This window comes from Ruegeria sp. G10, from assembly GCF_056533645.1.
The window spans coordinates 272,115-283,983 of the sequence record NZ_JBQFOQ010000001.1 but is presented as its reverse complement, the minus strand read 5'-3'; the positions used below and the strand labels follow the sequence as shown (position 1 = coordinate 283,983).

Sequence of the window (11,869 nt, the reverse complement as noted above, 5' to 3'; positions counted from 1 at the left end):
CGGCGAATTTTCTGTGGTCATGGAATCGGCTGGGCCGAGAAAGGGGGGCTGACCAGACAGAAGACCTTCACTGCCGCGCGAGTGTCCAGTTTGACACTCTGTACGCGAAGTCTGTTTCAACCGCGCCTGTAACCGCTTTGTAGATGAGTGGCGGTCTGGTGCTTCAGTAAAAGTGGAAATTTATTATGGAACGTAGAGTAGCACCTATCACCGATGTCCAAGAAGTCATCGACGATCAGGATCCTATCGTAGACGAGCCGCAAGTCGAAGTAGAAGAAGAGATGGCTGTTGAAGACCTGCAGCAGCAGCAACAACAGCAGCAACAGGGCGATGACAGCAACACCAATGGTGGTAATGACAGCAACACCAACGGTGGCAATGACAGCAACACCAATGGTGGCAATGACAGCAACACCAACGGTGGCAATGACAGCAACTCGCAGTCGAACGGTGGTGACGACAGCAACACCAATAACAACACCGCATCAGTAGACATTGATTTCTCAGGCGGAGAATGGATTCCGCGCGACGATGACAAGGTTGACGTCGATATCGAAGATGTCGATGGCGACGTCGGTGACGTGATCACGGCGGGCGACGACGTCAATTATGATCCCGGCGATGATATCAATATCGATATCTCACTGGATGGACCCGGAAACGACTTTGCGTCGATCAATCAGCAATACGCCAGCCTGGAAGATAGTGACTCACTGGGCACCGCATCGGTATCGAACTCGGGTGACTTCAGCCAGAATGGCGACGCCAACGGTGGCGAGGCCTATGCTGAGGATGGCATCGACGTAAACAACGACGGTGGCTCTTCTGGTGATGGCGGCATGAGCTACGGTGGTGACGCTTATGGCGATACCAGCGGCAGCCATTCGCTGGCCTTTGGCGGCCATTCCGGAAACGCAGACAGCGCTGCAACCGGTGGCGACGGCGCGTCTTCGGGCGATGCCTATAATGCAAGCCTGGGTCTTGGTCATTCAAGCGCCAGCTCGGACGGTGACAGCACTGGCGGTGAAGGAGGAGCTGCCGACAGCGAATCCAATGCCGACAACTATGGTGAATCAAGCTCAGACAGCGACTCGACCGGTGGCGACGGTGGCAGCGCTGAATCGTTTGGTCTTGGTCTGGGTCTTGGCCTGTCCGGAGCGAACGCAGATGGCGATGCAGACGGTGGTGACAACACCTCGGGTGCATTGGCTGCTGGCCTTGGTCTGGCGGGAACCGATGCTTCTAACGACGGTGCCGATGGTGGCGATGGTGATGCCGAAAACGATGGTTCGGCAGACAACTCCAGCGATGGAACCAACGAAGCCAACGAGTCTTCCTCAGGAGGCAATATTGGTTTGGGTCTGGCTGGTGCTGGCGCCATGGGTTGGAATGATGCCGATGGCGGCGAAGGTTCCGGTGGCGAAGGCTCCGGCGGCGAAGGCGCTGGTGGCGAAGGTGCTGGTGGCGAAGGCTCCGGTGGCGAAGGCTCTGGCGGCGAAGGCTCCGGTGGCGAAGGCTCTGGTGGCAATGCCAATGGTGGTGACGGTACCGGCGGAGATTCCGGTTCGGTAGAAGAAGGGTTCGCATTCCCTGTACTGCTGGTCGAAGAGGAAGAAGATCCTGACGGTGACGAAGCAGCCGGAGATGGCAACTCGAATGGTACCGGCGGAGACGGCGGAACCGGTGGTGCAGGTACCGGTGGTACAGGTACCGGCGGTACGGGTACTGGTGGTACGGGTACTGGTGGTACCGGTACTGGCGGTACGGGTACTGGTGGTACTGGTACCGGTGGTACGGGCACTGGCGGCGCCGGTGGCGGTTTTGTCGACACGGATGCGGCAGCACAAGGTGTTGGTGACCAAGACGCTGCTGGACCGGTGATCACGCAGTCGCCTGGTGATATCGACGGCTCTGCCGACAACGATCAGGACGTAGACGGTTCTGGTGGCAATGGTGGAACCAACACGAGCAACGGATCGGCAGACGCCAGCGGCGATGGTATGGCATCGGCCGAAGGTACGGGTGGCGCTGGTGGTACAGCCAACCCCGACGCAAGCTCGGCCGGAAGCGGTGCCGGTTCGGCTGACGCGACCAACGAAGCCGGAAACGGCGGCGACTCTGAAGCATGGGCCGAGGCAGCCAACGATGGTTACGCCGACAGCCTTGCCGAAGCGATTGCCGGATACGGTGGTGATGCGTCGTCCGATAATGATGCGGACTCGATGGCGTCGGGTGACGCAACAGGTTCTGCGATGTCGGGTGACGGCGGTGCCGGTGGTGCAGCAGCATCGAATGGCGGCACCAGCGGTGACGTCATGGGTACGTCTACTGGTGGTGCAACCACAGGTGCGATCAACACCGGTGGCGAAGCATCCGGTGCATATTCGGGCGCCGGTGGTGCTGGCGGTAATGGCGGCTCCTGGGGTTCGGACAACGGTGGCGACGGTATCGTCAACGGCGAATCCTATGCATCCGCAGCCGCAGTAGTCGATACATCTGCCTTCAACCAATCGATCGTCATGGGTGCCAATGTGCTTGGTAACTCGGTCGATACGACCATGGTTGGCGGTTCGATGACCTCGACATACTCGAGCGACGACACCGAGGTCTAAGACCAATTCGCGGGGGCCGTATTTTCGGCCCCCGTCTTAATGAAAACGCCGGGGCCGCATTCTGTGGCCTCGGCCCAGCAAATCCAGACCCGGAAATTTCCTGCCGGTGAAGGAGTTAGAGGTCATCGAAATGTCATTCGATAGTGTTACCGAGAAAATTGCACACTTTATTGGAACTTTTGATCTTACGATTGAGCAAACCCGGCTGAGGGATCAGTATGAAGAGTTCACCGCTATGCGCCGCAAGGCCGAGCTGGAGGAACTGGAAGATCCGTTCAAGATTACGGTCAAGGCAGATCTTGACCTGGACCCCGGAAAATATGCGCCGCTGTCTTATTTGATCGACAGCCTCCCTGCCACTCCTGAACTTCCACCTGCGCCTGACGGGCCATATCTCCAATCCAATGTGGTTCTCGCTGCACCGCCCGCGGCGGGGCCACCGCTGCCGGATGGGGCCATCGGCCAGGCCGCGCAAAATACGATAATCCTTGAGCCGCAGATTGTGACCGAGTTGATCGGATCGGCGATCACTTACACCTTCCAGTCGATCTTTTTGCGCGACAATGATGTGGTGGGCGAGGGTGACTTCCGCGATCCCGAAGAGCTTGTGGCGCTGGCCGAGGCCGCGATGCAGGTTGCGACCTCACTGCATGCCTTTTCTGCGCCATCTTTCTCGATCTCGGACTACCTGTCGGTCGAATATGTCGAAACGCTGGCCGAAGACATGCTCTCGCCGATCCAGGTCGAGGTTGAGGGCGCGGTTGTCTATCAGTTCCATGGGGACGACGCGATGGGCGTGATCGTCAACGGCGAATATATGGATGAGGCGCCAGAGTGGGACGACCTTCTGCCTGCGTATCATCAGCCCGAGGAAGATGATGAAGATGCCACTCCGAATCCATTCCCGGTGGAATGGGATCAGGACGCCGACCCAGAGTTTTCGGATGGCCATGAGGTGATCGTAGGGGGCAATCTGGCGATTAATGCTGTTTCTGCCACCGTGGCCTGGGTTGATGCGCCCTTCATTGCGGTTGGTGGCAAGTCGATCGAACTGACAATGGTCAGTCAGGTCGCAGTCGTCTCGGATATTGATAAGGGCACAAATGGCGGCTCCGGTACGAAAGTCATTCAGTCCTCGTCGATCGAGGTCGAAGGCAGCGCTGCCGGTTGGATCTCGGGCGAAGGGGACGATGCGCCGGGCCTCGTGCATGTCGATTGGATTAACGGCGATCTCATCGTGGCGAATTTCGTCAAGCAAAGCATCGATGCTACGGATATTGACCATATCGACACCGAGATTTCCGCCACGACCACGCTTTATGCGCTGGGCGACAATGAAATGGTCGATGTGACCGACATTCTGCAGCTTGGCAGCTACTACGATCTGGTCATGGTGGATGGCGACATGATCTCGGTCGACTCTTTTGTCCAGACGCTGGTGCTGATGGATGATGACATCGTGACCGGCGGCCTGCCGAAACCGATGGAAGGGACCGACGAAAACCTTGTCATGAACGAGGTCTCGCTGCTCACGGAAGGGGACGATACGCACGAGGCGATGCAAAGTGCGATGGCCGACGCGATGGCGTTACAGGAATCCGACATGGAGGCGCTGGAAGATGCGCTGATGAACGATCCGATGTTCGCCGGAATGGAGCAGATGCGTGTCCTCAAGGTTGATGGGTCACTGGTTCAGCTGAATGTTGTCGAGCAAGAGACCAAGCTGGCCGATCAGGATGATGTGCATCTGGATGGACCAGGCGCGTCCGCGACCGAGGTGATCGCCGGCAGCAACGCATTGCTGAACGCTGCCAACGTGACCAAGGCCGGGGTCGACTCGGTGGTGATGGCGCAGGACGGGTCATATTCGGACCTGCTGTTGCATCAGGCCAGCCTGATCGACATGCCCACCAACGAAGATATTACAGAGATGACGAACGAAGCCATTGCAGCCCTGATGGATGAAATGGGGATGCCTGGTCACGGTGCCGATATCGGACCGAAGGGCAATGACCTGACGCCAAGCGAGATGGCGACCGCTTCGGATGGCCTGCAGTCAATGCTGGCCTGAGTTTTCCGTACATTACGAGTGACCCAAAGGTTTTTTATATATGTCGATCGTTTTTTCGTCGCGCCGGACCCGTTTTGCCAGCCCTTTGGACCGGCACGGAGGCGGAGGCCAGGCGCCACTGGATGACAGCAAGCGGGCCAAGGTGCCCGCTAAGGCTGATGCGTTGGGGGCAGAAGCCCGTTTTCGCCTGACCAAGGAGATGCTTTTGTCCAACTCCCAACCCGCTTCTGCACTCGCCATCGAAGAGGGCGTGGAAACGCTGGACTCCCCATCAGACCGGGTACCTGAGGATGCGGTGCCCCAAAAATCACAAGAGCCGGACAAAACCGGGCCGAGGCATGCGCAGCAGTCAGATACTACGTCACAAGCGCGCGCTGGCTCTCCCCTTCAGCGCGCGCCGTCGCAGCCCGCGCAAGATCCGGATCCGGCGGGCGGCGATACTGGGGTGGCCAAGCCAGAGACCCCGGATCGTGAGACAGCCGATCATTCGACAGCGCGTATGACCCCCTCTGCGCCTGCGGACGGCAAAGACCGCATGGGTACCACGATCGAGGCAAAGGCGAACGAACCGTTGATGCGCTCGGGGACGGGCGGCGGCGACGGCAAGGGGCCACCCCAAACCTTTCACAAACGCACTCCGCCCGAAGATTTCCAGAAAACGCTGCGCACCTCGCTGCGCGCGATCTGGCGCAATCTGGCCTTTGTGCTGGTGCTGACCTGCGCCACCAACATCCTGATCCTGGCGATCCCGATCTATCTGTTCCAGATCAGTGACCGGGTGCTGACCAGCCGCTCGCTTGATACGCTGATCATGCTGACCGCAATTGTTGCGGGCGCGGTGATTTTTCAGGCTGCATTTGACGCCGTGCGCCGGTTTATGCTGATGCGTACGGCGGTCGAGGTAGCGGCCCGTCTGGGTGCCCCGGTTCTGAGCGCGGCGGCCCATGCCTCGCTGCATGGTAACGGGCGCGAGTATCAGACGCTGGGCGATTTGCAGCAGGTGCGGGGCTTTCTGGTCTCGGGCACGCTGATTTCCTTCCTTGATGTGCCTTTTGCACCGCTGTTCATCCTGATGATCTTTCTGGTGCATCCGCAGTTGGGCATGATCGTTGTGACCACTGCGCTGATCCTGATGGTGATCGCGCTGGTGAACCAGAAACTCACCGCAAAACCCTTTGCCAAGGCCAATCAGGCCCAGTCGCTTGCCAACCAGCATCTGGATTCAATGTCGCGCAACAGCCAGATCATCAACGCGCTGGCTATGATCCCCGAGGCGGTGCGCATCTGGGGCCGTGATACCGCACAATCGCTGACATGGCAGGTCAAGGCGCAGGATCGCAACGTGATCTTCGCCGCCATCTCTCGCGCCGTGCGTCTGCTGACCCAGATCGGCATTCTGGGTTGGGGTGCCTATCTGGCGCTGCAGGGAGAGATCACGGGTGGCATGGTCATCGCGGCTTCGATCATTGCGGGTCGTGCTTTTGCTCCGATCGAAGGCTCGATCGAAGGCTGGAACACCTTCCTGCTGACCCGTGGGGCTTTTGGCCGGATCAAGGCGTTATTGTCGAATTCTGCCCTGCAATACGAGAAACTGCGCCTTCCGCGCCCCGAAGGTCGTCTGGATGTCGAGCGCCTGCTGTACGTGCCGGGCGGCACCAAGCGCGTGGTTCTGAACGGGATCACCTTTGCCCTGAACCCCGGTGAGACGCTGGCCATCATCGGTAATTCCGGTGCGGGCAAGACGACGCTGGGCAAAACGCTGGTGGGCTCGATCCTGCCGACCTCGGGTAGCGTGCGGCTGGACCTGATGGACATCCGCAACTGGGACCCGCGCCAGTTTGGCGAAAGCATCGGGTATCTGCCGCAGGACGTGCAACTGTTCCCTGGTACGATCAAGGACAATATCGGCCGGATGCGCGCGGATGCGACCGACGAACAAATCCACGACGCGGCCGTGCTGGCCGATGTCCACAACATGATCGCGACCCTGCCGCAGGGGTACGAGACGGTCGTGGCCGCAGACGGCTCACCCCTGTCGGGCGGCCAGAAACAGCGCATCGCTTTGGCGCGCGCTTTCTTTGGCAACCCGCGGCTGGTGGTTCTGGACGAGCCGAACTCGAACCTTGATGTGGCGGGCGATAAGGCGCTGGCCCGGGCGATTGAGCAGGCCAAGGAAAGCAAGATCACTGTCGTTGTCATCACGCAAAAGCCAACGCTGCTGAGCGTGGTCGACAAGATCATGCTGCTGACCGACGGGCGCGTGGCGCTCTTTGGTCAGCGCGAACAGGTTCTGCAGCAGCTGAACAACTCGCGGCAGCAGCCACCTGAAATTCAGGGCAACGGGGGATAGATCATGAATGAGCTGGTAGTCCGCAAAGATGATCCGGGCCTCTGGTACGCCGAGGTTCCGCGATCGATCACCAAGTTCATCGTCATCGGTATGATCATGCTCGTGGTCTGTTTCGGTGGTTTTGGCGTCTGGTCTTTCCGCGCGCCGCTGGCGGCGGCGGTCATCGCGCAGGGCAGCTTTGTCGCCACGGGACGCAACAAGATCGTGCAGCACCTTGAGGGCGGGATCATTGAGAATATTCTGGTCGCCGAAGGCGAGGCGGTTGAGGCAGGTCAGATCATGATGACGCTTGATCAGACCTCTGCCGCGGCGAATGAGCGGGAATTGTTTATCCGCAAAATCCGCCTGCAAGCCATGACCGAACGCCTTCTGGCCGAGCACAGCGAGCAAGAGGATCTGGTGTTCTCGCCCGACCTGATTGAGGCCTCGGACGATGTCGAGGTCATGACCATTCTGGATAACCAGAAGCTCAGCTTCAATGTTTCACGCAAGACGTTGTTGAACGACATCGCATTGCTGCAGCGGAACATGGAGGCGTTGAAGATCCGCGCCACCGGGTTCGAGGCGCAGCTGACAAGCATGCAGCGCCGCTCGGACATCCTGCAGGAGGAATATGACACGAAACACGCGCTGTTCGAGAAGGGTTTGGTGCGCAAAGGCGATTTGAACACCATCCGCCGGGTGCAAGCCGAAGCAGAGGGGCAACTGGCGCGTCTGCATGCCGAAACCGCCGAGGTCAATCAGATGCTGCTGAAGTATGAAGAGCAAATCCTGCGCACCCGCTCGGCCTATCGCGAGGCCGCGCTGGATGAGCTGGGCGTGATTGAGGCCGATCTGGAATCCGTGCGCGAGAAGGCGCGGCAGGCGCGCAGCGTGCTGGCGCGTGCGGTTGTCCGTGCCCCGGTGACGGGCACGGTCGTGCGCTTGCATCACCACACGCCGGGTGGTGTGATCGAAACCGGTGAGCAAATCGCCGAGATCCTGCCCGCCGATGCGCCGCTGATCATCGAGGCACAAATCCCGCGCACCGAGATCGACAGCGTCGTGACCGGTCAGATTGCAACGGTACGTCTGGTGGCGCTGAACCAGCGCACGACCCCGGTGCTTGAAGGTGAGGTGTTCTATGTCTCGGCGGACTCGCTGGTCGAGGATTCCGCCGGTATGCCGCAAGAGGTCTATCTGGCACGTATCTCACTGACCACGGACGAGATGAGCCGCGTGCGGGGTTTCGTGCCCACACCCGGCATGCCTGCCGAGATCATGATCCAGACCGAAGAGCGCACATTCGCGGCCTACATCGCCAAGCCTGTGGTCGACAGCATGTCGCGCGCGTTCCGGGAACATTAATGTGACGGACCGCATACGTTAACTGCTACATCTTCCAAATTTCGCATGTTACCCTTCTGCAGATTCAATCTGCAGGAGGGTGCGCGGATGGCTTTGACAGTCAAAGAGATGATGGAGGCCGCCAATGCCGTGGTCGAACGTATTGACGCGGGCAGGGCGCAGGAGCTTCTGGCGCAGGGGGCGCTGCTGCTGGATATCCGGGACACGCCCGAGCTGGAAAAGACAGGCCGGGCTGTGGGGTCGCATCACATCCCGCGCGGTATGCTGGAATTCCGGGCCGACCTTGACCTGCAATCCTATGACCCGGAATTGCGCAAGGATCGCGTCATTGTACTGCACTGCGCGTCAGGTGGCCGGGCGGCGCTTGCCGGAAAGCTGCTGAAGGACATGGGCTATCAGCAGGTCTACAACATGGGCGGATTTTCGGATTGGGTAAACGGCGGCGGTGATACCGTCGAACCGGTTGATCCGGGGATGTAAGAGTTTGATCTGACACAGGTCAAAGCGAGTTATATGCGATTCCTGTAATGTGATCGCCGAGTGTGACCAAACAGGACAACCGGCCATGATACGCCTTGCAGCTATGCTTTATTCTCTGATCGCCACCGCCCTTGCCGGAACCGCTGTGATCGCCGTTCTGGCGGCAGGGATGGTTAGCGCGATGGCCATTATCTACGCCGCTATTGCAGGGGCGGTTGTCGCCGCACCTGCGTCATGGCTGGTGGCCAAGCGGCTCTACCAAGGGGCGTGATCAGGCGTTCAGGAAGGTTCTGACAGCAGCTTCGAATTCACGGGGTTTCTCGGCGTGCAGCCAATGCCCCGCGCCGGGGATTTTCGCGAATCGGGCCGAGGGGAAAAGGGCGCGTATCTGGTCGCGGTGTTCGGTCAGGACATAGTCTGACGCGGCACCGGACAGAAACAGCGTAGGGCCGTCCCAATGGCCTGAAACCTTGGGAAACCCCATGATCTTGGGCATCTCGCTAGCCAGAACGTCTAGATTCAGCCGCCAGCGCCCGCCTTCAACATCCAACGACTGCGTGAAAAAGCTCTGCAGCGATTTTTCGACGCCCAGATCGGCCAGTTGCGCCTCTGCGTCCGATCGGCGCTGGACGCTGGACATATCCACCGCCCGCATCGCCTCGATGAACGGCATCTGGCTGTGGCCATAGGTGACCGGCGCGATATCCGCGACGACAAGTTTGCGCACCAGATCACCATGTTCCAGCGCCAGCACCATCGAGGCTTTGCCGCCCATGGAATGGCCCACCACGTCCGCCAAGCCTCCAACGCTGCCGATGACTTCGGCCAGATCCTGCGCCAATTGCGGATAGCCATGCTGATCGTTCCAGAAGCTGTAGGCATGGTTGCGCATGTCGACCGCGATCACCTGTCTTTCGTCAGACAGCCGCCGCGCGATGACGCCCCAGTTCCGGGCCGAGCCGTAAAGGCCATGGGCAATCAGCAGGGGCGGGTGGTCGGTCGGGTCGCCATGGATGATCGTATTCAGCATATCCCTGTGATACGCGTCGCCGGGCGGAACAACCAGCCCCATTGTCGCCTGCGCGGCAGAGGGCTAGATTACCCCGTCAGGAGGCGCAGATGACGCAGGAAATCGATATCCAGACGCAGATTTCGCAGACCATCCGGTTGCTGCGCAAAAAGCTTGGGGTGAAGGACAAAACACTGATCGCCTCGGTCAAGCGCGCCAAGCGGCGCTTACCGCGCAAGGTCTATAAACAGGCCATGGTGCTGGCCCGGGCCGAGCAGATGGCCGAACACCCAAAGCTGCGGATGGTTCTGGATATGCCGAAGCTTGAGAAAGCGTCTGACGAGGTTCAGACCCATCTGAACGGGATCAATCTGGCCGACAGACGCCTGGGCTGGTTCCTGAGCTTTCTGGGTTCGCTGGCTTTGGGGCTGATCGCGCTGGCAGCGCTGGCGGTCATCGTCTTGCGCTGGCGCGGCTATATTTGAGCCAAACCCAAAAGAAAAACGGCGCCCCTTGAGGCGCCGTTTTCTGTTTCACGACCTGAGACGGATCACAGGTTCGGATAGATCGGGAAGCGCGCGCACAGCTCGGCGACTTCGGCCTTCACCTTCGCCTCGACCTCGGCGTTGCCGTCTTCGCCGTTGGCGGCCAGACCGTCTACAACCTCGATGATCCAGTCCGCGATCTGGCGGAACTCGGTCTCGCCAAAGCCACGGGTGGTTCCTGCGGGCGAGCCCAGACGGATACCGCTGGTGATGGTCGGCTTCTCAGGGTCAAACGGCACGCCGTTCTTGTTGCAGGTGATATGCGCGCGGCCCAAGGCTTTCTCGGTCGCGTTGCCCTTGACGCCTTTGGGGCGCAGGTCAACCAGCACCACGTGGGTGTCGGTGCCGTGGGTCACGGTGTCCAGACCGCCTTTGATCAGCTGATCCGACAGCGCCTGCGCATTGGTGATAACCTGCTGGATATAGCTCTTGAATTCGGGACGCAGAGCCTCGCCAAAGGCAACGGCCTTGCCTGCGATGACGTGCATCAGCGGGCCGCCCTGAATGCCGGGGAAGATGGCCGAGTTCACTTTCTTGGCGATATCTTCGTCGTTGGTCAGGATCATGCCGCCGCGCGGGCCGCGCAGGGTCTTGTGCGTGGTGGTGGTGGCCACATGCGCGTGCGGGAAGGGCGAGGGATGCTCGCCTGCCGCAACCAGACCGGCAAAGTGCGCCATGTCCACGTGCAGATAGGCACCAACCATATCGGCAATCTCGCGCATACGAGCAAAATCGATCTGGCGCGGGATGGCCGAGCCACCTGCGATGATCAGCTTGGGGTTATGCTCTTTCGCCAGCGCCTCAACCTGATCATAGTCCAGCATGTTGTCCTGCTGGCGCACGCCGTATTGCACTGCGTTGAACCACTTGCCCGACTGGTTCGGACGCGCGCCGTGGGTCAGGTGACCACCTGCGTCGAGGCTCATGCCCAGAATGGTGTCGCCGGGTTGGATCAGCGCCTGAAACACGCCTTGGTTCGCCTGAGAGCCCGAGTTCGGCTGCACGTTGGCAAAGCCACAGCCAAACAGCTCTTTCGCGCGGTCAATGGCCAGGTTCTCGGCGATGTCGACGAACTGGCAACCGCCATAGTAGCGGCGACCCGGATAGCCCTCGGCATATTTGTTGGTCATGACCGAGCCCTGCGCCTCCATCACGGCGGCAGAGACGATGTTCTCGGATGCGATCAGCTCGATCTCGTCGCGCTGACGGCCCAGCTCGGATGTGATCGAGCCGAACAGCTCGGGGTCACGATCAGCAAGGGACTGGGTGAAGAAACCGGTATCACGAAGGTTGGCGTTCATAGTGGCTCCACAGGGCTGGGGTTTATCTGGCGGATTTCCTATCGGAAACTGATCAGCCGAGAAAGGCTATAAAGCGACGAATTGGCCTGCTATGGCGTCAACTCTGGCCTAATGCGGAAAGGTATGTTTGTTTCGGAACCAAATGTGCAGCACT

At 59.8% G+C, this 11,869-nt stretch carries 9 protein-coding genes; 7 read left to right on the top strand and 2 right to left on the bottom strand.

Annotated elements, in window-relative coordinates:
• The first annotated feature begins 185 nt into the window (after nucleotides 1-185).
• The 6 genes from ACR0KM_RS01330 to ACR0KM_RS01305 all read left to right on the top strand — a co-directional run bounded on the left by ACR0KM_RS01330 (nucleotide 186) and on the right by ACR0KM_RS01305 (nucleotide 9,131).
• Nucleotides 186-2,612, top strand: coding sequence for a hypothetical protein (locus ACR0KM_RS01330; RefSeq protein ID WP_480857056.1), 2,427 nt, complete (start codon nucleotides 186-188; stop codon nucleotides 2,610-2,612).
• 130 nt (nucleotides 2,613-2,742) lie between these two features.
• Nucleotides 2,743-4,683: a type I secretion protein gene (locus ACR0KM_RS01325; protein ID WP_480857058.1), complete on the top strand. Its 1,941-nt coding sequence runs from the start codon at nucleotides 2,743-2,745 to the stop codon at nucleotides 4,681-4,683.
• Nucleotides 4,684-4,723: 40 nt separating this feature from the next.
• A complete protein-coding gene (locus ACR0KM_RS01320; protein ID WP_480857060.1) occupies nucleotides 4,724-7,033 on the top strand; it encodes a type I secretion system permease/ATPase in 2,310 nt (769 codons plus the stop codon).
• A gap of 3 nt (nucleotides 7,034-7,036) precedes the next feature.
• The gene (locus ACR0KM_RS01315) at nucleotides 7,037-8,380 is read left to right on the top strand and encodes an HlyD family type I secretion periplasmic adaptor subunit (RefSeq protein ID WP_480857062.1); all 1,344 of its coding nucleotides are present in this window, start codon (nucleotides 7,037-7,039) and stop codon (nucleotides 8,378-8,380) included.
• An 87-nt stretch (nucleotides 8,381-8,467) separates the two neighbouring features.
• Nucleotides 8,468-8,860 (top strand): rhodanese-like domain-containing protein, encoded by a 393-nt coding sequence (locus tag ACR0KM_RS01310; protein WP_480857064.1) that lies wholly within the window; start codon nucleotides 8,468-8,470, stop codon nucleotides 8,858-8,860.
• Nucleotides 8,861-8,945: 85 nt separating this feature from the next.
• Nucleotides 8,946-9,131, top strand: coding sequence for a hypothetical protein (locus ACR0KM_RS01305; RefSeq protein WP_480528563.1), 186 nt, complete (start codon nucleotides 8,946-8,948; stop codon nucleotides 9,129-9,131).
• Here the strand turns inward: ACR0KM_RS01305 and ACR0KM_RS01300 are convergent, their stop codons facing one another.
• Complete coding sequence (locus ACR0KM_RS01300) at nucleotides 9,132-9,932, bottom strand: alpha/beta fold hydrolase (RefSeq protein WP_480857065.1); 801 nt, start codon at nucleotides 9,930-9,932, stop codon at nucleotides 9,132-9,134.
• 47 nt (nucleotides 9,933-9,979) lie between these two features.
• Between ACR0KM_RS01300 and ACR0KM_RS01295 the strand changes: the two genes are divergently transcribed.
• Complete coding sequence (locus ACR0KM_RS01295; protein WP_480528565.1) at nucleotides 9,980-10,354, top strand: hypothetical protein; 375 nt, start codon at nucleotides 9,980-9,982, stop codon at nucleotides 10,352-10,354.
• 65 nt (nucleotides 10,355-10,419) lie between these two features.
• Here ACR0KM_RS01295 and glyA read toward each other — a convergent pair whose 3' ends face one another.
• On the bottom strand, nucleotides 10,420-11,715 hold the full coding sequence (glyA, locus tag ACR0KM_RS01290) for a serine hydroxymethyltransferase (protein WP_480857067.1): 1,296 nt from the start codon (nucleotides 11,713-11,715) through the stop codon (nucleotides 10,420-10,422).
• Nucleotides 11,716-11,869: the final 154 nt, after the last annotated feature.